At 74.3% G+C, this 21,735-nt stretch carries 20 protein-coding genes and 1 other RNA gene; 12 read left to right on the plus strand and 9 right to left on the minus strand.

The window, feature by feature from the left end; translation table 11 throughout:
- Positions 1-144: 144 nt before the first annotated feature.
- Positions 145-933 (plus strand): SDR family oxidoreductase, encoded by a 789-nt coding sequence (locus O2W17_RS01555; RefSeq protein WP_269190635.1) that lies wholly within the window; start codon positions 145-147, stop codon positions 931-933.
- 69 nt (positions 934-1,002) lie between these two features.
- Here the strand turns inward: O2W17_RS01555 and rnpB are convergent.
- Positions 1,003-1,404: RNase P RNA component class A (gene rnpB / locus O2W17_RS01560), an RNA gene on the minus strand.
- A 129-nt stretch (positions 1,405-1,533) separates the two neighbouring features.
- On the opposite strand from rnpB, the gene O2W17_RS01565 reads away from it, so the two are divergent.
- On the plus strand, positions 1,534-3,111 hold the full coding sequence (locus O2W17_RS01565; protein WP_269190636.1) for an HNH endonuclease signature motif containing protein: 1,578 nt from the start codon (positions 1,534-1,536) through the stop codon (positions 3,109-3,111).
- 34 nt (positions 3,112-3,145) lie between these two features.
- On the opposite strand, the gene O2W17_RS01570 is transcribed toward O2W17_RS01565, so the two are convergent.
- Together O2W17_RS01570 and O2W17_RS01575 are read right to left on the minus strand one after the other, a co-directional pair.
- Positions 3,146-3,862, minus strand: coding sequence for a PIG-L deacetylase family protein (locus O2W17_RS01570; protein ID WP_269190637.1), 717 nt, complete (start codon positions 3,860-3,862; stop codon positions 3,146-3,148).
- A gap of 103 nt (positions 3,863-3,965) precedes the next feature.
- Positions 3,966-4,325, minus strand: a complete 360-nt coding sequence (locus O2W17_RS01575) for a DoxX family protein (protein ID WP_269190638.1) — start codon at positions 4,323-4,325, stop codon at positions 3,966-3,968.
- 24 nt (positions 4,326-4,349) lie between these two features.
- Between O2W17_RS01575 and O2W17_RS01580 the strand changes: the two genes are divergently transcribed.
- Positions 4,350-5,105 carry a sulfite exporter TauE/SafE family protein gene (locus tag O2W17_RS01580; protein WP_269190639.1) on the plus strand — a complete coding sequence of 252 codons (756 nt, stop codon included), beginning with the start codon at positions 4,350-4,352 and terminating at the stop codon, positions 5,103-5,105.
- Positions 5,106-5,352: 247 nt separating this feature from the next.
- Here O2W17_RS01580 and O2W17_RS01585 read toward each other — a convergent pair whose 3' ends face one another.
- The 4 genes from O2W17_RS01585 to O2W17_RS01600 all read right to left on the minus strand — a co-directional run bounded on the left by O2W17_RS01585 (position 5,353) and on the right by O2W17_RS01600 (position 9,520).
- Complete coding sequence (locus O2W17_RS01585; RefSeq protein WP_269190640.1) at positions 5,353-6,447, minus strand: bifunctional RNase H/acid phosphatase; 1,095 nt, start codon at positions 6,445-6,447, stop codon at positions 5,353-5,355.
- A gap of 76 nt (positions 6,448-6,523) precedes the next feature.
- On the minus strand, positions 6,524-7,264 hold the full coding sequence (locus tag O2W17_RS01590; RefSeq protein ID WP_269190641.1) for a zinc ribbon domain-containing protein: 741 nt from the start codon (positions 7,262-7,264) through the stop codon (positions 6,524-6,526).
- 40 nt (positions 7,265-7,304) lie between these two features.
- Entirely contained in the window at positions 7,305-7,703 is a 399-nt protein-coding gene (locus O2W17_RS01595) for a hypothetical protein (RefSeq protein ID WP_269190642.1), read from the minus strand.
- Positions 7,700-9,520 (minus strand): carbon starvation CstA family protein, encoded by a 1,821-nt coding sequence (locus O2W17_RS01600; RefSeq protein ID WP_269190643.1) that lies wholly within the window; start codon positions 9,518-9,520, stop codon positions 7,700-7,702. The genes O2W17_RS01595 and O2W17_RS01600 overlap by 4 nt, the downstream gene beginning before the upstream one ends.
- A gap of 44 nt (positions 9,521-9,564) precedes the next feature.
- Here O2W17_RS01600 and O2W17_RS01605 point away from each other — a divergent pair, with 44 nt between their 5' ends.
- On the plus strand, positions 9,565-10,341 hold the full coding sequence (locus tag O2W17_RS01605; protein WP_269190644.1) for a hypothetical protein: 777 nt from the start codon (positions 9,565-9,567) through the stop codon (positions 10,339-10,341).
- Positions 10,342-10,351: 10 nt separating this feature from the next.
- On the opposite strand, the gene O2W17_RS01610 is transcribed toward O2W17_RS01605, so the two are convergent.
- The gene (locus O2W17_RS01610; RefSeq protein WP_269190645.1) at positions 10,352-11,173 is read right to left on the minus strand and encodes a Nif3-like dinuclear metal center hexameric protein; all 822 of its coding nucleotides are present in this window, start codon (positions 11,171-11,173) and stop codon (positions 10,352-10,354) included.
- A 62-nt stretch (positions 11,174-11,235) separates the two neighbouring features.
- Between O2W17_RS01610 and O2W17_RS01615 the strand changes: the two genes are divergently transcribed.
- From O2W17_RS01615 to O2W17_RS01630, 4 genes are all read left to right on the plus strand, one after another.
- Positions 11,236-13,191, plus strand: a complete 1,956-nt coding sequence (locus O2W17_RS01615) for an FUSC family protein (RefSeq protein WP_269190646.1) — start codon at positions 11,236-11,238, stop codon at positions 13,189-13,191.
- Positions 13,192-13,313: 122 nt separating this feature from the next.
- The gene (locus O2W17_RS01620; protein WP_269190647.1) at positions 13,314-14,237 is read left to right on the plus strand and encodes an alpha/beta fold hydrolase; all 924 of its coding nucleotides are present in this window, start codon (positions 13,314-13,316) and stop codon (positions 14,235-14,237) included.
- Positions 14,238-14,392: 155 nt separating this feature from the next.
- Positions 14,393-15,841 (plus strand): WS/DGAT/MGAT family O-acyltransferase, encoded by a 1,449-nt coding sequence (locus tag O2W17_RS01625; RefSeq protein ID WP_269190648.1) that lies wholly within the window; start codon positions 14,393-14,395, stop codon positions 15,839-15,841.
- Positions 15,838-16,872: an NAD-dependent epimerase/dehydratase family protein gene (locus tag O2W17_RS01630; RefSeq protein ID WP_269190649.1), complete on the plus strand. Its 1,035-nt coding sequence runs from the start codon at positions 15,838-15,840 to the stop codon at positions 16,870-16,872. The genes O2W17_RS01625 and O2W17_RS01630 overlap by 4 nt, the downstream gene beginning before the upstream one ends.
- 43 nt (positions 16,873-16,915) lie before the next feature.
- On the opposite strand, the gene O2W17_RS01635 is transcribed toward O2W17_RS01630, so the two are convergent.
- On the minus strand, positions 16,916-17,827 hold the full coding sequence (locus O2W17_RS01635; protein WP_269190650.1) for an alpha/beta fold hydrolase: 912 nt from the start codon (positions 17,825-17,827) through the stop codon (positions 16,916-16,918).
- Positions 17,828-18,043: 216 nt separating this feature from the next.
- On the opposite strand from O2W17_RS01635, the gene O2W17_RS01640 reads away from it, so the two are divergent.
- From O2W17_RS01640 to O2W17_RS01655, 4 genes are all read left to right on the plus strand, one after another.
- The gene (locus tag O2W17_RS01640; protein ID WP_269190651.1) at positions 18,044-18,844 is read left to right on the plus strand and encodes an esterase/lipase family protein; all 801 of its coding nucleotides are present in this window, start codon (positions 18,044-18,046) and stop codon (positions 18,842-18,844) included.
- 193 nt (positions 18,845-19,037) lie between these two features.
- The gene (locus O2W17_RS01645; RefSeq protein WP_269190652.1) at positions 19,038-19,475 is read left to right on the plus strand and encodes an SRPBCC family protein; all 438 of its coding nucleotides are present in this window, start codon (positions 19,038-19,040) and stop codon (positions 19,473-19,475) included.
- 309 nt (positions 19,476-19,784) lie between these two features.
- A complete protein-coding gene (locus O2W17_RS01650; RefSeq protein ID WP_269190653.1) occupies positions 19,785-20,285 on the plus strand; it encodes an SLATT domain-containing protein in 501 nt (166 codons plus the stop codon).
- A gap of 435 nt (positions 20,286-20,720) precedes the next feature.
- Positions 20,721-21,629 (plus strand): SDR family NAD(P)-dependent oxidoreductase, encoded by a 909-nt coding sequence (locus O2W17_RS01655; RefSeq protein ID WP_269190654.1) that lies wholly within the window; start codon positions 20,721-20,723, stop codon positions 21,627-21,629.
- Positions 21,630-21,735: the final 106 nt, after the last annotated feature.

The following is a 21,735-nucleotide window of genomic DNA, read 5'->3' on the forward strand; positions in this document are numbered from 1 at the left end:
CGTTCGGGTGACCGCACAGCCGTCGCGGACGGGCAGCGCGGGGCAGCATGAGACCGATCGGGGCCGGATACGGTGGCGCATGGCGACGTTGCCGGACGCGGCTCGGCGAACGGGACCGCCGATCGATCACGCGGAGGCGAGCAGGTGACGTCCGACCGGCGGCTGCACGGACGCGCCGTCCTCGTGACCGGCGCCGGCCGCCGCATCGCCATCGGTGCTGCCGTCGCCCGCCGGCTCGCCGCCGACGGCGCCGCCGTCCTGGTGCACTCCTGGTCTCCCCACGACGCCGAACAGCCCTGGGGCGCGGATCCGGACGGTCCGGCGGCTCTCGTCGAGGAGATCCGCGCCGACGGGGGCCGGGCGGCGCACGTGTCCGCCGACCTCGCCGACCCCGAGGCGCCGGCGGAGCTGGTCGCGGCCGCCAGGAAGGCGTTCGGGCACCTGGACGTCGTGGTGGCCAACCACGCGCGGAGCAGCATGCAGGACCTGGAACGGCTGACGGCCACCGAGATCGATCTCAGCTACGCGGTGAACACCCGCGCCACCATGCTCCTCGTGCAGGCCTACGCCGCCCTGCACGACGGCCGTCCGGGTGGTCGGGTCGTGCTGTTCACCTCGGGGCAGTACCACGGGGCGATGCCGGCCGAGCTGCCCTACATCGCCTCCAAGGGTGCGCTGCACGAGCTGACGCCCAGCCTCGCGGTGCACCTGGCACCCCGCGGTATCACGGTCAACTGCGTCGACCCCGGGCCCAACGACACCGGGTACGCCGACGAAGCCACCCACGCGGCCGTGGTCGCCCGGAACCCCGGAGGACGCTGGAGCACCCCGGCGGACACCGCGAAGCTGGTCGCCTGGCTGGTCAGCGACGAAGCCGACTGGGTCACCGGCCAGACCATCGCCTCCGACGGGGGCTGGTCCGCCGTCGGATGACCGGCCCCGCCGACCCCGCCGGACTGCCGCCGACCGCTGACCCACCGGGCCCGGGTCGGCGGGAGGCGACGGACGAGTCGGCCTGTACGCCGGGTTCTGTCCACGGGTGCCTTGCGGCCTCCCGATGGGCGGTCATCCATCTAGGCCTGCCGTTGCCGGCAGGCTCCAGCGGTCTACCCGCAGGCTCGGGCGGGCCGCCCTCGAACGCCTGCGCGGAACGGCGGCGGACCGCCGTCCCTTCTTGACCTAGCTCCGGGTGGGGTTTACCGAGCCACGCCGGTCACCCGGCGTGCTGGTGGTCTCTTACACCACCGTTTCACCCTTACCAGCGCACGCGCCGGCGGTCTGTTTTCTGTGGCACTGTCCCGCGGGTCACCCCGGGTCGCCGTTAACGACCACCCTGCCCTGTGGAGCCCGGACGTTCCTCGGCGACGGGGTCTCCCCCGCCGACGCGACCGCCCAGCCGACTCGTCCGTCGTGCCGGGAAGTCTAGGCGGTGGTCGGCGCTCCGGCGTCGGCGGCTGCACCGCGCCGTGGTGGTCGTTCCGCCCCGTCACGCGTGCAGCCGGAAGTGTCGTACCCCCTGCCTAGCCTGCGGGTATGTCGTCGGGTGGCGGGTTCGCGGTCGGGGTGACCGTGGTGCCCGTGGACCAGGCGCCCGCGCCGTGGGAGCCGGCCGATCCGGAGCCGGCCCGGTGGGACGACCCGCTGGGTGAGCTGCTGCCGCCCCGGCGGAGCGCGGCGGAGGCGACCGCGCTGCTGCAGCAGATCGTGGTGGCCGAGGCGAAGCTGGCGGCGCTGCGCGCGGAGCTGGTGATGGACCTGGCCGCGGCGCGCCCGGCGCCCGCCGATCCGCCGCGCGGTGCGGAGACCACCGGTGAGGTGGGGCCGGCCGGGGTGAGCGAGTTCCTGCCCGACGAGCTGGCCATGATCCACAACTGCAGCCGGGCGGCGGCGGTCACGCTGCTCGAGCACGCCCAGGTGCTGACCACGCTGCTGCCGGCCACCTACGGGCAGCTGCGGCAGGGGCGGCTGGACTGGCCCCGGGCCCGGGCGGTGGCCGCGGAGGTGGCCGCGACCGGGCGGGAGACCGACCCGGTGGTGATCGCCGGGATGGAGGCGGTGGTGCTGCCGTGCTCTGCCGAGCTGTCGGTACGCCGGCTGCGCGGATCCGTGCGGGCCGGCCTGCTGGCCCGCGATGCGGCCGCGGCGGACCGACGGCGGCAGCGGGCCCGGCAGGCGGCGGACGTGACGGTGCGGCCGGTCGGGGACGGGATGAGCGAGCTGCGCGCCCTGCTGCCGCACCCGGAGGCACGCGCCTGTCGAGACGCGGTGGACCAGCACGCGCGGGCGGCCAAGGAGGCCGGGGACCCCCGGCCGATCGGCATGCTGCGGGCGGGTGCGCTCGCCGACCTCGTCCTGCAGCCCTGGCAGGACCGGCCGGCGGTGACCGCGCAGCTGACCGTGGTCGCCCCGCTCGACGCGCTCACCCCCGGCCCGCCCCTCACCGCCGGCGCTCCGCGACCGGCCGCGTCCGCCCGGCCCGGTGCAGCGGCACCGGTGGCCCACGTGGACGGGGAGCCGATCACCGCGACCCACCTGCGCGAGCTGCTCGCCCAGCTCGACGCCCTGGACGTGCACGCGCCGCCCGGCGGCACCCTGGACATCGCGATCACCGGCTCCACCGGCGCCCTGCTGGCCGTCATCGGCCGCCGTGAACTGGCACGGCTGGCCGCCACCGGCTGCCCCGAGCACCCCGCCGATCCCGAGCACCCCCACCGGCGCTGCGCCTGCCCGCTGCTGGGGAGGCCCGGTCCGGTCGACCGGTACCGCCCCTCGGCCGCCCAGCAGCGGTTCCTCCGCGTGCGCGACCGCAGCTGCTGGCATCCCGGCTGCAGCGTGCGTGCCGGCTGGGCCGACCTCGACCACGTCGTCGCCCACGCCGACGGCGGGGAGACCGCCTGCGAGAACCTCTGCTGCCTGTGCCGCCGCCACCACCGGCTCAAGACCTTCGCACCGGGTTGGCGGCACACCGTCAGCGAAGACGGGGTGCTCACCGTCATCACCCCCAGCGGCGTCACCCGGGTGAGCCGACCACCGGGCCACCGGGTGATCACCGAGCGGCCGCAGCCACCGCCGCCCCTGCCCGATCCGGATGCCGACCCGCCGCCGTTCTGACCCATTCGGTCAGCAGCGGGGGCGGCCGTACCACCTATCCCCAGTAGAGCCGGAAGCCCACCCGGCGGCGGCCGTCCTCGGTGAGCGTCGACATGTCCACCACCTGGCGGGCCTGGTCCTCGACCGGCTCGTCGGAGAGCAGCTCCAGGTAGCGGCGGTGCTCCGTCAGCGAGGCGACGGCGAGCTCCACCGCGTCGCTGACGTCCACCTCGTGCGGCGGGTCGGTCAGCTCGCCGACGGCGATGTACTGGACGCCGCTCCAGCGCTCCTCGGCCAGGTCCGGGAAGATCCACTCGTTGCCCGCGTCGGCGACGGCATCGAGCACGGACTGGCCGAGCGCCTGGTGATCGGCGGAGTTGAGGTACGCCGGTGACACACCGGGCGGGGTCCACGTGGGCCCGAAGTAGCCGGTGACGACGAGCTCCGGGCGGTGCCGCCGGATCGCCGCGGCCAGGTCCCGCCGCAGCTCGGGCCCGGCCACGAGGGTCCCGTCGCGGTGGTCGAGGAACTCCACCTCGCGCACGCCCACGACGGCTGCCGAGCGCCGTTCCTCGTCCTCCCGCAGCGGCCCCGCCTCCGCCGGCGGCACCCCGGCCATCCCCGCCTCGCCCCGGGTCGCCAGGAGGTAGTGCACCTCCTTGCCGGCCGCCGTCCACACGGCGACGGCGGCGGCGAGGCCGTACTCGATGTCGTCGGGGTGGGCGGCGACGACCAGGGCGCGCTGCCAGTCGTCGGGCATGGGCGAAGGCATGCCCGCAGTGTGCCCCGGCCCGCGTCCGCGCGGTCGTCCTCGCGGTGCGGCAGCGGTTCCCGGCGTCGACCGAGGACGGCGACCGCGCGGTGCGGACGGCGGATCAGCCGCCCCGGGCCACCCGGAGGGCCGCCTGCAGCATGGGCACCTGGAAGGGGATACGCGCCGCGGCCACCGCCAGCTCGACCGGGGACCGCCGGGTGACCCGCAGCGTCTGCAGGTGCGCCGGCAGCACGCCGACCAGGAGCCCGACCGCCGCCCAGCCGCCGGCCCGCCGCGTCGCGGGGACCGCGAGCAGCGCCGCGGTGGCCAGCTCGACGACGCCGCTGCCGATCACCCACGGCCGGGCCGGGCCGAGCTCCGGCGGGATCATCCAGTCGTAGACCTGCGGCCGCACCAGGTGGAACACCCCGGCGCCGGTCATCCCGGCCGCCATCCCCAGCGCTCGCGTCTCTGCCCGCATGTGCCCACCGTAAGGTTCCCCGTCGTGTCCGCCGTCGACCTGCTCATCGCCGCCGGCGTCGCGTTCGTGGCCGGGGTCGTGAACTCCATCGCCGGCGGTGGCTCGCTGATCCTCTTCCCGACCCTGGTGGCGCTCGGCCTGGGCACGGTGGCGGCCAACGTCACCAACTCGCTGGCCCAGTGGCCCGGCTACCTCGGCGGCGTCGCCGGGTTCCGGCCCGAGTACGCCGGTCAGCGCCGACGGCTGATCCGGTTCTCGGCGGTGGCGGTCGCCGGCGGGCTCGTGGGCAGCGTCCTGCTCCTCACCACGCCCTCGGAGGCCTTCGACGGCGTCGTCCCGGTGCTCGTGCTGCTGGCCAGCCTGCTGCTCGCCCTCCAGCCCCTGGTGACCAGGCGCCTGGCCCAGCAGGTCGCCGACGGCCCCGGCCGAGACCCCGCGTGGCTGTACGGAGCACTCTTCCTCGCCACCGTCTACGGCGGCTACTTCGGTGGGGCGCTGGGGGTGATCCTCGTCGGCGTGCTCGGCATCGGGCTGCACCGGCTGAAGCTGGCAAACGCGCTGAAGTCGGCGCTGTCGGCGGTCACCGCCACCGTGACGCTGGTGGTGTTCGGCCTCTTCGGGCCGGTCGCGTGGGCCGTCGTCGCCGTCGCCGCGCCGGCCAGCCTGGTCGGCGGCTTCCTCGGTGCCCGGATCGCCGGCCGCATCCCGGTCACGCCGCTGCGCGTCATCATCGTGACCTTCGGCGTGGCCGTCTCGATCTACCTCTTCGCCCGCGTCTGAGCCGCCACCCCCGAGGGGGGAGACCGGCCGGCGCCGCCGTCATCCGGCGCCGGAGCGGTCCGATGAGCTCCGCATGCCCGCCCTGCTCCGCGCCCGGCTGCTGCCCGGCGCCCCGACGTGGGCGCTCGCCGTGGTGCTCCTGGCCGCGGGCTGATCGCCGGGACGGTCTCGGCCTGGGCGCCGGTGCTGGCGTTTCCCTTCCGCTACGGGTGCCGCGTCCGGCCGCCCGCTGAGCGCGGCCGGACGCTCAGCGCAGGTGCGCGGTGTCGTTCACCAGGCGGACCGAGGCCCGCCCCTCGGAGGTCCAGGCGACGGTGCACAGCGACGCCGCCTCCAGGAACACCCGGTGGACGACGTCGTCGCCGACCCCGAGCCCGGCCGCGAGCAGCAGCTTGATCGGCGTGACGTGGCTGACCACGAGCACGGTCCTCCCTGCGTGCCTCGTGAGGATGCGCCGCCGGGCACCGGCCAGGCGGGTGCTCACGTCGGCGATCGACTCCCCGCCGGGCGCGGCCACCGTCACGTCGGCCATGAAGCGGCGCACGGCCAGCGGGTGGCGGGCGCGGGCCTCGTCGAAGGTCAGCCCCTCCAGGTCGCCGAAGTCCAGCTCACGGAGGTCGTCGTCGAACTCGACCGGCAGGCCGAGCCGGGCGGCGACGATCTCCGCGGTCTCCCTCGTCCGGGCCAGCGGCGAGGCGACGACGACCTCGATGCCCAGCTGCGCGGCGCGCTCCCCGGCCGCCTCCGCCTCGGCCCGCCCGGTGCGCGACAGCGGCAGCTCGTTGCGCCCGCTGAACCGGCGCTCGGGCGTGTGCTCGGTCTGCCCGTGCCGCAGCAGATGGGTGACGGTGGTGACCACCGGCGCCGGCTCGCGCACCGGCTGGACGTCGTCCTCGGCGGCCGACGGCTCGGCCGCGGCGTCGCGGTGCACCGGCCGGCCGTCCATCGCGCTGTTGGCCAGGGCGTCGGCGGCGCCGTTCTGCGCGCGCGGCACCCAGGTGTAGCGCACCCCGCCGAGCTTCCGGGCGATCTGCTGGGCCTGGAGCGCCAGCTGCTGCATGTCGGGGTGCTTGATCTTCCAGCGGCCCGACATCTGCTCGACGACGAGCTTGGAGTCCATCCGCACCTCGACCTGCGCGGAGGCGTCCAGGTCGAGCACCGCCTGCAGCCCGGCGACCAGGCCGCCGTACTCGGCGACGTTGTTGGTGGCCCGCCCGACCGACGCGGCCCGCTCGGCCAGCACCCGCCCGGTCTGCGCGTCCCGCACCAGCGCGCCGTAGCCGGCCGGCCCGGGGTTGCCCCGCGACCCGCCGTCGGCCTCGACGACGAACCGGCGCGTCATCGCTCGGCTCCGGTCTCGATCCGCTCCTCGGTCGCTGGCGCTCCCTGCGATGCTCCCTCGACCGTCGCTCTCGCGGTCACAGCCCGGACTCGGCGGTGCGCACCAGGATCCGCCCGCAGTTCTCGCACCGGACGACCTCGTGCGGGTCGGCGGTGCGCACCGCGGCCAGCTCCCGGCCGTTGAGCTCTATCCGGCAGCCCTGGCACTGTCGGGCGCGGAGCATGGCCGCGCCCGTGGTGCCGGTCTGGGTGCGCACCCGGTCGTAGAGGGTCAGCAGCGGCGCGGAGATCGCGCCGGCGACCGCCGCCCGGGCGGCCTCGTGCCGGCTGGTGCCGTCGGCGATGTCGGCGATCGCGTCGTCGCGCAGCTGCTCGGCCCGCTCCCGGGCCGCCCGGGCCTCGTCACGGCCGGCCTGGGCGGTGCGCAGCGTCGACTCGGCCGTCTCCAGGCGCTCCATGAGCTCGAGTTCCTGGTCCTCCAGGGTCGACTGGCGCCGGGCCAGCGACTCCAGCTCCTGTTGCAGGCTGGCGGCCTCCTTCGCGCCCACCCCGCCGGCGTCCAGCCGCTGCTGGTCGCGGGTGGCGCGCTGGCGGACCGTGTCCACGTCGTCCTCCAGGCGCTTCACCTCGCGCTGGAGGTCGCGCGCCTCGGTCTCGGCGCGGACGACGTCGTCGGCCAGCGCCCGCTCCGCCTCCGCGGCGGCCTCGACGGCGGCGGCCTCCGGCAGCGTCCGCTTGCGGTGCGCGAGCTGGGTCAGCGCGACGTCCTCCGCCGCGAGCTCCAGGAGCTTCTGCTGCTCGAAATGGTCGACCTTCACCCCGCCAACCTACCGGTGCACCCACCCGTCCCCGGCCCGGTCACCGCAGCGCCAGCTCGGCTTCCACCGCGGTGACCGCGGCGTCGGGCGCGGGCAGGCCCCCGGTGGCGAGCACCACGCCGTCGACGACGAGGGACTCGACGGCCATCCCCGCGCGCACCGACCGGCGCAGGGCGGCACCCCGCAGGCCCCGGCGGCGCCCGGCGCCGACCAGCTCCGGCAGCAGCCACAGCCAGTTCGACGGCGACACCACCTCGATGGCGACGTCGCCCGGCAGCCGCGCGCGCAGCGCCCGGTACACCGCGCCCACCGCGTCGTCCCCCTGCGGGACGTGGCAGTGCGAGCCGCCCTCGTCGAAGGGCCGGACGTCCCCGCTGCAGCAGCCGCCGGACCCGGCGGGCGCACGGGATCCGCGGACGAGGACGACCCGCGGGCTCACCGCCGGTCGTCCCGGTCGGGACCGCCGAGCGGCCGGTCCGACACCGCCTCGTCGGGGTTCGCCCGGGCCACGACGGACTCCCGCCCGCCGCCGGTCCCGTCGGCGTCCGCGACCGCCGGCCGCTCCCGCCGCGCCGCGAGGAGCGCGATGGCCGCCTCGACGATCAGCCAGACCGCCAGCACGAAGATCAGCGCGTCCAGCGGCGCGAGCACCCACTGCTCGTCGCGGATGAAGTTGCGCAGGTTCACGATCAGCGCCCAGGTGGTCATGGCCAGCAGGAACACCAGCGGGATCAGCGCGGGAAGGGGGTTGCGGCCGCGCCGGGTGACCCAGACCGCGATGACCGAGAGCGCGAGCCCGGCGGTGAGCTGGTTGGTCGTGCCGAACAGCTGCCACAGGACGCCGAAGGTGTACCCGGCCTCCCCGCCGCCGGGCAGCAGCGCCATGGCCAGCGGGATGACGACCGCGATGGTGGTGGCGACCGTCAGGTTGCGCGACAGCACCCGCGCCCCGATCAGCTCGCCGATCTCCTGGACGACGTAGCGCTGCAGCCGGACGCCGGTGTCCATCGTCGTCGCCGCGAAGCTGATGACGACGACCGCGGCGAAGATCGTCGCGATGTCGAGCGGGATCGCCAGGTTGTTGGCGAACTGCGCGACACCGTTGACGAAGTTGCCGACCGCGCCGCCCGAGGCCGTCGCGAAGTCCGGGTAGAGCGCCTCCCAGTCCGCCTGCGAGGCGGCGACCCCGGCGGTGGCGGCGAGGACCGCACCGGTGGCGAGGGAGCCCTCGCCGACGGCGCCCATGTAGCCGACGTAGCGGGCGTCGGTCTCCTTGTCCAGCTGCTTGGAGGTGGTCCCCGAGGAGACCAGGGAGTGGAACCCGGAGATGGCCCCGCAGGCGATGGTGATGAAGAGGAACGGGAAGAAGCTCGGCGAGCCCTCGGGCACGTCGTTCACGATCGGCGCCTGGATGGTGTTCATGCCGACGATCACGCCGAGGCCGATGACACCGAGGGCGATGAACAGCTGGTGGCTGTTGATGTAGTCGCGCGGCTGCAGCAGCACCCACACCGGGATGCGCGAGGCGATCCAGGTGTAGATGAACAGCAGCACGACCCAGACGTTGCGGGTCTGCTCCACCCCGAGCGCCTCGGCGAGCCCGTCCAGCGAGATCGGGAAGGCGTTGCCGACCAGGATCAGCGCGTACAGCACGATCACGCCCGCGATCGACGGCAGCAGCGCCGAGGAGCGGGTCCGGTAGATGTAGACGCCGATGGCGATGGCCAGCGGGATCTCCAGCACGATCGGGATGACCGCACCCGGGTTGGCGACGAAGAGGTTGCCGATGACGACGGCGAACACCGCGTTCACCAGGGTGAGCAGGAAGAAGATGATCACCAGGAACAGCCGCCGGGCGCGGCCGTTGATGACCTCGCCGGCCAGGGTGCCGATGCTCTTGGCCTTGTGCCGGACCGACACCGCCAGGGCGCCGAAGTCGTGCACGCCGGCGGCGAAGATCGTCCCCAGGACGATCCAGGTCAGCGCCGGGCCCCACCCCCAGAAGACGGCGATGGCGGGGCCGACGATCGGCGCGGCCCCCGCCACCGACGTGAAGTGGTGGCCGAAGAGGACGTGCTTGTTCGTCGGCACGAAGTCGTTGCCGTCGTTGAACTCGTGCGCCGGGGTGACGAACGCCGGGTCGAGGGCGTAAACCTTCCGGGCCAAGTAGCTGGAGTAGTACCTGTAGCCGAGGAAGAACAGCACTCCGACCACGGCGGCCACGACGAACGCGGGCACGGCGAACTCCCAGGTCACGGGCGGCCTCGTCGCCGCCGTCGGAGGGAGTAGACATCCAGGTGATGGACGACACAAGTCTCGCCGCCCTCCACGCCGCGGGCGTGGCCGAACTGTTGTGGACCGCGCCCGGCGGGCCGCCCGGCGCCACCGGCGTCGTCCCGCTCGTGCTCGGGGGCCGGGCGGCCGTCGCCCTGCCCTGGGCGCAGGTCGCCACCGCCCGCGCCGCCGCGGCGGCCGGCTCCGCCGCGCTGGTGCTCTCCGACCCGCGCCTCACCGGGTCGCGGTGGTCACCCCTGGCGCTGACCGGCCGGTTCACCCTGGTGGAGGACGGGACCGGCGAGCTCTTCACCGAGGAGCTGCTCGACCAGGAGCTGCGCAAGCACCCGCCGTCGCGGGCCCTCGCCGACTCGCACATGCTGCGCCGCGAGCACTGGTGGTACCTGCCGCGCCTGGTGCTGGTCCTCGACGCGGCGGACGTCGTCCCGGTCGACCGGCGCGAGGGTCCCGCCGACGCCGTCCTCGGGGTCGACGACGGGGCGCTGCACGTGCGCACCGTCCGCGTCGCCGACTGGGACGCCGATCCTCTCCCGGTGCTCGACGGACCCCCTGATGCCTCCGGCCCGGCGGTGCTCGTCGGCCAGGAGCTGTCGGTGCCCGACGTGGAGCGCTGGACGGTGCACACCACCACCGGCCGGTACTCCGACGGCCGGCTGACGGCGGTCCGGCCGGCCGCCACGCGCGAGCTGGAGCCGGTGCCGGGGTTGTTCGCCCGGGTGCGCCGTCAGCGCAGCCTGGAACGCACCTGCATCCAGGCGCTGCGGGCCGCCGGCCACGGGTAGCCGGTCCCGGCTAGCTCGGCCCGCCCGCCCGGCAGCTCCACGGATCGGTCCGCCGGGTGGAGACCGCGACCTCCACCGCACCGCCCAGGTCGCGACGCAGCACGTCGGCGGCCACCGGCAGCCAGGGCCACTCCGAGGCGTAGTGCGCGACGTCCACCAGGGCGGGCCCGGGCACCTCCAGGGCGTCGGACACCGGGTGGTGCTTGAGGTCGCTGGTGAGCAGCACGTCGGCGTCGGCCGCGGCCGCCGCGGCGAGCAGCGATCCCCCGCTGCCGCCGCACACCGCCACCCTCCGCACCAGCCGTCCGGGGTCGCCGGCCGCCCGGGCGCCGCCGGCCGTGGCCGGCAGCACCGCCGCGGCGTGCCCGGCGAACTCCCGCAGGGTCATCGCCTCGGGCAGCGTGCCCACGCGGCCGAGGCCGGCGCGCGGGTCGTCGCCGGCCGGTTCCAGCGGGACGGCGTCGGCGAGACCGAGGACGGCGGCCAGCGCGGCGTTGACCCCGTGATCGGGTGCCCGGTCGGCGTTGGTGTGCGCGACGAACAGCCCGGCGCCGGCCCGGACCAGCCGGTGCACCAGCCGGCCCTTGGCGTCGTCGGCCGGCACGCCGTGCACCGGGGTGAGGAACAGCGGGTGGTGGGTGACCAGCAGCTGGGCGCCGGTCGCGATCACCTCGTCGACCACGGCGGCGGTCGGGTCGACGGCGAACAGCACCGACCGGACCTCCTCGGCAGGGTCGCCGCAGACCAGGCCGACGGCGTCCCAGCTCTCGGCGAGCGCGGGGTCGTAGCGGGCTTCCAGGGCGGCGAGGACGGTCCCGAGCTGCACGGTCACGGCTCCGCAGCGTAGGCGGCGGGTGCACGCGACCTGCCGGGCGGAATGACAAGCTCTCCGGTGTGGCGGAGCGGCGTGAGCGGGCGCTGCGCGCACCGGCGTGGCTCGAGGAGCTGGTGCGCACCACCCCTCCCCCGGTGCCGTGGCGCGACGTCGCCCGGTTCGCCGTGGCGATCCCCGCTCCCCTGGCCCTGGCGGTCGCCGTGACCGGGGGGCTGGACTCCGCTGCCGGTCTCGGCGCCGGGGTGTTCGGCACCATGGGCGCGCTCGCGGCGACCCTCGCACCGCAGCCGGGCCCGCTGCGCGACCGGCTCCGCCGGATCGCGGCGGCCACATTCTTCGGCATGCTGGGGCTGCTCGCCGGCCAGTACGCCACCGGCGGCGGGTGGGAGCCGGTGGTGGTCATCGCCGTGCTGTCCGCGGCCGCCGCGCTGATCAGCGCGGTCAACGCCGCGCTCTCGCTCGGCGCGCTGCAGCTGCTGATCTACACGGCGCTCGCCTCCGGCCTGCTCACCCCGCTGCCGCCCGCCGCCGAGGTGGGGTTCTTCCTGGGCGGCGCGGCGTGGGCGACGCTGATCACCCTCGTCCAGGCCGGCACCGAGCAGCTGGACCCCGACCGGGCAGCCGTCGCCACGGTGTTCACCCGGATCGCCGAGCTGCTCGCGGCGGCCGGCAGCGAACGGGCACCCGACGCCCGGCGGGAGCTCACCACCGCCCTCAACGCCGCCTACGACCGCGTCATCCGCAGCCGCAGCCGGTCGGCCGGCCGCACCCGCGAGCTGTCGGAGCTGGCCGGGGTCCTGAACGCCGCCGCGCCGCTGGTGGAGGGAGCGGTCGCCGCCGCGCGGGCCGGCGTCCCGGCCGATCCGCACGACATCACGGCGGTGCACGCGCTGGCGGCGGCGGTCACCGGCGGCGAGCTGACCGACCGGCGGCCGCCTCCCCTCACCGAGGGCCACCCTGCGGTGCGGGCGGTGCGGCACGGCGTGCGACTGGTGTGGAACGTCGTCGGGGACCCCGAGGAGCGGGCCAGCGCCGCCGCGGCCCGGCCCGCGTCGAGCCTCCGGGCCCGGGTGCGCGACCTGGCCGACCGGACCGTGGCCAGCGCCGACACCCGCGCCTTCGCGGTCCGCCTGTCGCTGTGCATGACCGTGGCCGAGATCGCCCGCCAGTACCTCCCGATCGAGCGCCCGTACTGGGTGCTGCTCACCGTCGCCATCGTGCTCAAGCCCGACTTCGGGTCGGTCTTCACCCGCGCCGTGCAGCGCGGCGCGGGAACGCTGCTGGGCGTCCTGATCGGCTCGGCGCTGCTGGCGGCCCTGCCGCGCAACGGCTGGGTGATCGTCGCACTGGCCCTCTCCGCGGCCGTGCTGCCGTGGGCCCGCAACGCCAACTTCGGGCTGTTCTCCGTCTTCCAGACGCCGCTGATCATCCTGCTGCTCGACGTCGCCATCCCCGGCGGCCCGGGGCTGGTGGGTGCCCGGCTGCTGGACACGTTGATCGGCTGCGCGATCGTGCTGGTCTTCGGGTACCTGCTGTGGCCGCAGACCTGGCGGGCCCCGCTCGACGAGGCGCTGCGGGACGCCGCGCTGGCCCTCGACGCCTTCGTCGAGGCCGCCTTCACCGGGAGCCCGGCCGAACGCCGCCGCGCCCGCCGGCGCAACTACCGGGCGCTCACCGAGCTGCAGACGCAGCTCCAGCGGCGGCTCGCCGAGCCACCGCCGATCAGCACCCGGGCGGCGGCCTGGTGGCCGGTCATCGTGCAGCTGGAGCGCACCTCCGACGCGGTCACCGAGGCGGTCATCGCCACCCGCGGCGGCGAACCGGCCCCGGATCTCGCCCAGGTCGCCGTGCTGCGCCGGGCGATCCGCTCGCTGGAGGGCGACGTCCGGGCGCCGCGCGCCCCCGACGACGCCGAGCTGCACGCCGAGGGCGTGCTCGCGCCGGTGGCCCGCGAGGTCGACACCGCACGCCGGCTGGTGCGGGAGGCCGCGCCGGGCCGCCGCGGCGGGCACTGACCGCCGACCCCCTTCCGGTTGCGCGACCGGCCCGTGCGGCCTGGGATGGCGCCGTGCCCAGCGACCCGCCGCTGTTGACCCTCCCACCGCTCGACGGCCCTCCGCCGCCGGGCTCCCGGACCGTGACCACCGACGACTGCGTCGACCTGCACGTGGAGGTGGACGGGCCGGCCGGGGGCGGTGGGGCGGGTGGAGACACCGGCGCACCGCTCACCGTCGTCCTCTGCCACGGCTTCACCGCCCGGCTGGCGGAGTGGCAGCTGCAGCGGGAGACGCTGCGCGACCGGGTCCGCCTGGTGCTGTGGGACCAGCGCGGCCACGGCCGGTCCGGCTGGACGCCGCTGACCAAGGCCACCATCGACCGCACCGGCCGCGACCTCGGTCAGGTGCTCGACGCCGTCGTCCCCACCGGGCCGGTGGTGCTGGCCGGTCACTCGATGGGCGGGATGAGCATCCTCGCGCTGGCGCGGCAGCGGCCCGAGCTCTTCGGCAGCCGCGTCGTCGGGGCCTTCCTGCTGGCCACCTCCGCCGGTGGCCTGGTGGACACCGGCCCGCTCGCCTTCCTCGTCAAGCTCGGCCGCCGGCTGGGCCTGCTGTCGCTGTACCTGTGGCTGCTCCAGCGGCTCGCCCCGCGCCTGGAGCGGCTGCCGTGGCGGGGACGGTTCGCGGGCCGGCGGGCGATCCGGCGGCTGCTGTTCGGGAAGGACGACGCCGACCGGCGCTCGGTGCGCATGGTGCAGGAGCTGCTGGAGGCGACACCGCTGCCGGTGACCATGGCCTTCTACGCGACCTTCCTCGACCACGACGAGAGCGCGGCCCTGCCGGTGCTGCAGCGGATACCGGTGACCGTCGTCGCGGCCACCCACGACCGGCTCACGCCTGCGGCGCACGGCCGGCGGATCGCCGAGGGGATCGGGACCGGCTGCGAGCTGGTCGTCGTCCCCGGTGCCGGGCACAGCGTGAACCTGACCCGCCGCACGGTCGTCGACCAGGCCTTCTCCGACCTGCTGGACCGCGTCGAGGGAGACGTGCGCAAGGCCGGTTGACCGGCTGGATACCGGGCAAGCCAGAATGTGGCCGCCACCACAGAGATCAGGTTGCGTCTACCGGAGGTCTCACGACCTCGGCGGCCATCCGGGACGTGCGACGGCCCTGGTCCTAGCAGTAGGACCGGGCGGCGAGGAGTGACGACGTGGACCGCATGAGCGCACTCGACAGCGGGTTCTACTTCGCGGAGAGCGAGAACACCCCGATGCACGTGGGGTCGTTGGCCGTGTTCGACGGCCCGGCACCCAGCTACGGCGACGTGGTGCGGCTGCTGCTGAGCAAGCTTCCGCGGGTGCCCCGCTACCGCCAGCGGGTCCGGGAGGTGCCGCTGCAGCTGGGCCGGCCGATGTGGGTCGACGACCCGCACTTCCAGATCCTGTACCACGTCCGGCACACCGCGGTCCCCTCGCCGGGCGGCGACGAGCAGCTGCGCAACCTGGCCGGCCGGGTGCTGGGGCAGCGCCTCGACATGGCCAAGCCGCTGTGGGAGCTGTGGCTGGTCGAGGGCCTCGCGGACGACCGCTGGGCGCTGATCTCCAAGGTGCACCACTGCATGGTCGACGGCATCGCCGGCACCGACCTCATGCAGCTGATGTTCGACCTCGATCCCGAGGCCTCGCACGACGACCCCCGCGACTGGACGCCGCGCCGCGACCCCTCGTCGCTGAACCTGGTCGCCGGCGCCGTCACCGAGGCGATGACCCAGCCGCTGCGGACTCTCACCAGCCTGCCCACCGTGAGCACCGCGGTGCGGGGTGCCCGCAGCCTCACCGAGGCCGGGAAGACGCTCGCGCGGACGGTGCCGTCGCTGGCCAAACAGGCGGTGACGCCGACGGCCCGCTCCCTCAACGGCCACATCGGTCCGCACCGCCGGTGGGCCTGGACCGCCGGGAAGGTCGAGGAGTTCAAGACCGTCCGGACGGCGCTGGGCGGAACGGTGAACGACGTCGTCCTCACCGCCATCACCCGGGGCTTCCGCGACCTGCTGGAGGGCCGCGGCGAGCTGGCCTCGGAGGACCTGGTGGTCCGGTCGATGGTGCCGGTGTCGGTGCGCTCCGCCAGCAAGCGCGGCGCGCTGGACAACCAGGTGTCGGCCGTCTTCGTCGACCTGCCCGTCGGCGATCCGGACCCGCTGTCCCGGCTGGCGACCATCCGCGGGCAGATGGACGAGTACAAGCGCGCCATGCAGGCCGTCGACGTCCCGTCGATCATCGCGATGGGCGACTTCGTGGCCCCGGGCCTGCTCTCCATGAGCGTCCGCGCGGGCATGCAGGCCGGGCAGACGTGGTGCCAGGCGGTGACCACCAACGTCCCGGGGCCGCGGGTGCCGCTCTACGTGCTGGGCAAGCGGATGCGCTCGGCCCACGCCTACGTGCCGATCGCCGGTGGCACCCGGTGCTCCATCGGGATCTTCAGCTACCTGAACACGATGACCTTCGGCATCAACGCCGACTTCGACGCCTTCCCCGACGTCGACGTCCTCTCGGGCGGGATCCGGCGCGGCATCGAGGAGCTGCTCGAGCACGCCGGGGCCGGCGCGACCACCCCGGACGCCCCCCAGCCGGCCGGCCCGGAGCCCGCCGCCCGGGCCGGCGCCCGGTGAGCCCGGGCAGGAAGCGGGCGACGGGGAACCGCGCCGGCGGGGAACGCGGGCTGACCGTCGCGGTCACCGGCCCCACCGGGACCTTCGGCGCCGGGCTGGTGCCCCTGCTGCAGGACGACGACCGCATCGAGCGGGTCATCGGCATCGCCCGCCGCCCGTTCGACCCGGCGGAGCGGGGCTGGACGAAGATGGAGTACCGGCAGGGGGACGTCCGCGATCCCGCCGCGCTGCGCGAGGCGTTCGCCGGGGCCGACGTCGTCGTGCACCTGGCCTTCCTGATCACCGGGAACGCCTCCCGGGAGACGACCCGCGCGATCAACGTCGACGGCACGCTCAACGCCTTCCGCGCGGCCGCCGCCGTCGGCGCCCGCCGGTTCGTCTACTCCTCCTCGGTCGCCGCCTACGGCTTCCACCGCGACAACCCGGAGCGGATCTCGGAGGAGTGGCCGGTACGCCCGGCGTCGCGGCTGTTCTACGCGCAGGAGAAGGCCGAGCTCGAGCACCTGCTGCAGGACGAGGCGGTGATGTCCCCGGAGCCGGCGCTCTACCTGATCCGCCCGCCGGTGGTTCTCGGCCCGCAGGCGATCGGCGGCAAGGACGTGCTGCCCGGCCCGCTGGCACCGCTCGGCCGCTGGCTGTTCGGCACGCCCCGGCGACTGCCGTTCCCGGTGCCGCTGCTGGTGCCGCAGCACAAGCTGCAGTTCGTCCACCAGGACGACGTCGGCCAGGCGCTGCTGCTGTGCATCCTGGGGGCCGGCCCGCCCGGCGCCTACAACATCGCCGGCGAGGGTGTGCTGACCGCAGCCGACGTCGCCCGGGAGTTCGGCGCGATCGCGATCCCGCTGCCCGCCGCCCCCGCGCAGGCCGTCGCGCGGGCGGTCTCCCGGTTGCCGTTCCTGCCGCCGGTGGCCGAGTGGATCGAGGCGGCCAGCCGCCCGGCGATCATGGACACCACGCGGGCCCGCGAGGAGCTGGGCTGGCGGCCGCAGCGCACCGGGCTGGAGGCGCTGCGCGACACCCTCGGCTCCTGACCCGCGCCGGGCCGCGGCGACGTCCGCCCCGCGGCCCGGGACGTCAGGCCGGCCGGCGGGTCAGCGCGGCGTCGCGCAGCCAGTCGAGCACCTCGGTGACCAGGCGCTCCGGATCCTGCAGCTGCGGGACGTGCCCGACGTCGGCCCACTCCGCGTAGCGCCAGCCGGGGTGCTGCTGGGCGATGTCCCTGGCGGCCTGCACCGGGACCAGCCGGTCGCGGTCGCCGTGGACCAGGAGCACGGGGACGTCGATGGACGCCATCGCCGCGCGGTACCGGCGCGGGTCGGCCAGCACCCGCAGCACCGAGCGGGCGGCGGCGAGGAACGCCTTGTCCATCCCCTGGACGTCGCGGCGCTCCTCGATGAGGGTGACCGACCGGTCGATGACCTCACCGGGCACCTGCTCGGGGTCGACGCCCACCAGCTCGAGCATGTCGTGCACGCGGACGAGCGCCGACGTGCGCTGCCGCCGCCACCACAGGAAGCGCTCCCCGACGAAGGGAATCGCGTAGAGCGCGAAGGTGACCGCCACCAGCGGGTCCAGCGTGCGCCGCGGGCCGGGTACGGCGGGGTCGAGCAGCACCAGCCCGCGCACCGCCTCGGGGTGCTCCCCCGTCTCGAGGATCGAGATCATGCCGCCCATCGAGTTCCCCACCAGGACGGCGGGCTCGCCGACGACCTCGGTGAGGAAACGGTGCAGCACGGCAACGTTGGCCGGGACGCTGGCCCGGCGGCCGCCGGGCTCGCTGCGGCCGAAGCCGGGCAGGTCGATGGCCATCACCCGAGCGTGCGCGCGCAGCGCCGGGGCCACCAGGTCCCAGTTCAGGTGCGAGCCCCCCAGGCCGTGCACGAGGACGACCACCGGCCCGTCGTCCGGACCACCGAAGTCCACGTAGTGCACCGGGCCGTCCAGGTCCGCAGTGCGGCTGCGGCCCGGCGTGTCGTCGTCGTCCATGAGCTCCATCTTCCCCGTCAGGTCGTCCGTACCGTGGCACGTGCTGCCAGCCGGCGCAGGGCGGCCCCGCCGCGCGGATACGCGGAACGCGAACGTCCGCTATGACCCAGGACACAGTTCGGCAACATCTGCCCGCATGTTCGTAACACCCAGGTGTGAGCCAGGCCGCATCTTGGTAGAGCCCTTGCACACATGGACGGCAGCCTGGAGGACGACGTGGCACGACAGCAGGGTGACGGCCCCGCACTCCCGCTCTACCTCAGCGAGCCCGGTCGGGCGTTCGCCGACTACGGCCTCTACCTGGCCGCCCGCCCGCTCGCGCAGCGGCTGCCGAAGGGCGACGGGCACCCCGTGCTGGTCCTCCCCGGCCTGCTGGCCGACGACTCCTCCACCCGGATCCTCCGCGCGACGCTCCGGCGGCTCGACTACCGGGTGCACGGCTGGGGGCTGGGCCGCAACATCGGCCCGACCGCCGCCTGCGTCAACGGCCTCCGCGACAAGCTCGACTACCTGCACGGCCGCTACCGGCGCGAGGTGACGGTCATCGGCTGGAGCCTGGGCGGCATCTTCGCCCGCGACCTCGCCCGGCAGTGCCCCGACGCCGTGCGCCAGGTGATCACCTTGGGCAGCCCGTTCCGCATCGAGCGGGAGACCCAGACCCGGGCCGGCAAGGCGTTCGACCGCTACGCCCACCTGCACGTGGAGAAGCGCCAGTTCCCGCTGGAGCCCGAGGGCTGCGCGCTGCCGGTGCCCGCGACGTCGATCTACTCGCACTACGACGGCATCGTGCACTGGCAGACCTGCCTCAACCTGCCCGGCGAGCGCTGCGAGAACATCGCGGTCACCGCCAGCCACCTCGGCATCGGCCACCACCCGGCCGCGCTCTGGGCGGTCGCCGACCGGCTGGCCCAGCCCGAGGGCGAGTGGGCGCCGTTCAAGGCGCCGGCGTTCCTGCGCCCGGCCTTTCCGACGCCGGCCGAGCCGCGCACCTCGCACGCCGAGGGCGTCGCCGCCTGACGCCCTCGCGTGCTGCCGCGCCACTGCGGCGCACTGCGCTCCGAAGGCTCGATGGCCGCTCGGCGGGACGTCACCGAGCGCGTTCTCGGGTCTTCCGTCACGGGTGGGCGAGCTGGAGCTTCCTCCCGCACCTGCGCCGAACGACTAGGGCCGCCCTGGTCCCGGTTCGGCGGGCGGCACGTGGAGGAAGGCCATGCGGAAGCACATCACGGTGGACATCAGCGCCCCGCCCGCGGTGGTGTGGGCGGTCCTCTCCGACGTGGAGTCCTGGCCGGAGTGGACGGCGTCGGTCACCTCGGCACGGCGGTTGAGCTCCGAGCGCCTGCAGGTGGGCTCCCGTGTCCGCATCGAACAGCCCAGGCTCCCTGCGACGGTGTGGACCGTCTCCGACCTCGTGGAGGGAGAGCAGTTCACCTGGATCGCCGACAACCCGGGCGTGCGGACCCGCGCCTCCCACCGGGTCGCCGGACGGGCCGACGGGTCCCAGGCGACGCTGTGGATCGATCAGGGGGGCGTCCTCGGTTCGGCGGTGGGGCTCCTCTACGGGGGTCTCACGCGGCGCTACTTGCAGATGGAGGCCGCCGGCCTCAAGCAGCGCTCCGAGGAGTCTGCAGCTCAGCATCGAGTGTGAGCCCGCTCCGTCCCAAGCGCCTGCCTGGCCGCGGGTGACTCTGAGCGGCGCACCTAGGGGACAACTTGACCCCGCGAGGGATGGGCCGCCTTCCGCCGGCAGGCGGGTAGAGCCCTCTCGCTGAGGATCGTCCCCTTACGTATGTCATCGGGCGTGAGCCTTGACTGCTGACAGCGAGAGCTCGACCAAGACGTTGGCATGCGGGCAAGCCTCTGGCGGCTCGCAAGGCGATGCAGTCATGCTCATCTTCCAAGTCGCGGGCCTAGAGCCTTGGTGGTTTCGGCGGCATGTGGAAAAAAGGGATGCACCATGGACGAAGTCGATGATGTGGTAGAAATGGCCGCACAGACCCGGTTTTTCGCTAGAAGACGGGATAGGGCCCACTACCGGATGGCCTTGCGAATGGACCGTCAAGAGCGCCTGCTTGGCGTCCCGGTTATCCTTCTGAGCACGATAGTGGGGACGACCATATTCGCGACTTTGCAGGACGAAGCCTCTGCCGGATGGAGGATTGCAACGGGGTCCTTATCGGTGATGGCCGCGGCACTTGCTGCCCTTCAGACCTTCTTCAACTTCGGCGGAGAGGCTCAGCGGCATGCCGCAGCTGCAAGCGGATATGCCCGAGCATGGCGCCACATGTGGCTGTTTGAAACGCGTTATAAAGATGGGCGAAGGTCGCGCGACGCCGCTCTCGAGGAGTTCGCAAGTCTACTCGGGGAGATTGACGAGCTGGAAGAACACGCCCCTCGTATCAGCACCAAGGTGTGGCAAAAGGTCAAGGCTGAGCAGGCCGCCGAGACTCGGTCGTAGAACGATGCGCCGGGTTCGCCAACTGCCCTTCCTTCCCGAAACCGCACCGTGGCCGCAGTCCCTCGCATCGTTCCATCGTTGGTCCGCGACGAGCGGCGGAGGGTTGCAGAAAGGAACCAGATAGCGGCCGGATAGACGACGATGCGCGTGTCCCATAGGCCGCCTTTGTGACGGAGGGGCCCGCCTGAGACACCGATGTGCAGTCGGGGATCGGACCGGACGGGCGCGGACCACTGTGGAGGGGCGCGTGACGGCGCGTCATGTCCAGTGACGCTGTGGCTCTCCACGCCGGGAAAGTCCATCGCTACATGTCACGGGGCCGCGCTGGCTGCCTCGGGCATGGTCCCGGACCGGCGGGCGCGCAAGGCTGTCCGGCGCCAGTGACGTCCGGGGACCAGTCTGCATCAGGGGTGGGCCATGCCGCAGGTGGCGATCGTGACCGGTGGGGCTTCGGGGATCGGGCGGGCCCTGGGTGCGGCGCTGGTGCGCCGCGGGGATCAGGTCGTCCTCACCGCCGTCGAAGGCGCGGCCGCGGCGCGGGCCGCGGAGGAGCTCACCGCCGTGGGTCCGGGGAAGGCTGGTGCGGCCGCGGTGGACGTGCGGGACGCGGAGGCGGTCGCCGCGCTGGTGACCGACACCGCAGAGCGGTACGGCCGGCTGGATCTCATGGTCAACAACGCCGGCGTCGGCATCGGCGGGCCGATCGAGGAGCTGGCTCTGGCGCACTGGGATCGGGCCGTCGACGTGAACCTCCGTGGCGTTGTGCACGGGGTGCACGCCGCTTACCCGGTGATGCTCCGGCAGGGCTCCGGGCACATCGTGAACACCGCTTCCGTGGCCGGCTTGCTGCCGAACCCGGGTTTCACCCCCTACGCCACCACGAAGTGGGCGGTGGTCGGGCTGTCGCTGAGCCTGCGCGGCGAGGCCGCATCCCGCGGAGTGCGGGTCAGCGTGGTCTGCCCGGGCGGTGTGGACACTCCGATGCTGGACAAGGGCATGCCGTCCGATCTACCTGGAGTGCCGACCCTGGAGACCACCGACATCCGTGCGGTGATCACCAGGTTGAGCGGAGGGCATCTCTACAGCGCCGACGCCCTGGCCGCCGATGTACTGCGCGGGGTGGATCGCAATCAGGCGATCATCGTCGCGCCCCGGCAGGCGCGGATCATGTGGCGGCTCATGCGTCTTTCCCCGTCGCTGCTGGTGCGCCTCAGTGCCGCGATGACCGCCCGCGACTCCGCCAACGGCTCGGCCGGCCCGGGGCAGTCACCAGATCCAGGACAGCAGCCGTCGCGAGACGGCGGGGAGCCGGATGGCGTCTCGCGCAGCGACGACACCCTCTGAGCCACCACGTCGTCGCCCCGACCCGACGGCCGACCACCAACCCACCCGTCGCCCCCCGGAGATGACACACGCCCGAACCCACGATCCGCGGGTCCGGGCGTCCAGG

Origin of the sequence: Blastococcus sp. VKM Ac-2987, assembly GCF_026967805.1 — a bacterium.
GTDB lineage: Bacteria > Actinomycetota > Actinomycetes > Mycobacteriales > Geodermatophilaceae > Blastococcus.

Bases quoted from the DNA above. Each gene is read 5' to 3' on its own strand.
- O2W17_RS01575 (WP_269190638.1), bottom strand. From the start codon at position 4,325: ATGCGGGCAGAGACGCGAGCGCTGGGGATGGCGGCCGGGATGACCGGC.
- O2W17_RS01570 (WP_269190637.1), bottom strand. From the start codon at position 3,862: ATGCCTTCGCCCATGCCCGACGACTGGCAGCGCGCCCTGGTCGTCGCC.
- O2W17_RS01585 (WP_269190640.1), bottom strand. From the start codon at position 6,447: ATGACGCGCCGGTTCGTCGTCGAGGCCGACGGCGGGTCGCGGGGCAAC.
- O2W17_RS01650 (WP_269190653.1), top strand. From the start codon at position 19,785: ATGGACGAAGTCGATGATGTGGTAGAAATGGCCGCACAGACCCGGTTT.
- O2W17_RS01645 (WP_269190652.1), top strand. From the start codon at position 19,038: ATGCGGAAGCACATCACGGTGGACATCAGCGCCCCGCCCGCGGTGGTG.
- O2W17_RS01625 (WP_269190648.1), top strand. From the start codon at position 14,393: ATGAGCGCACTCGACAGCGGGTTCTACTTCGCGGAGAGCGAGAACACC.
- O2W17_RS01605 (WP_269190644.1), top strand. From the start codon at position 9,565: ATGGACGACACAAGTCTCGCCGCCCTCCACGCCGCGGGCGTGGCCGAA.
- O2W17_RS01565 (WP_269190636.1), top strand. From the start codon at position 1,534: ATGTCGTCGGGTGGCGGGTTCGCGGTCGGGGTGACCGTGGTGCCCGTG.
- O2W17_RS01635 (WP_269190650.1), bottom strand. From the start codon at position 17,827: ATGGACGACGACGACACGCCGGGCCGCAGCCGCACTGCGGACCTGGAC.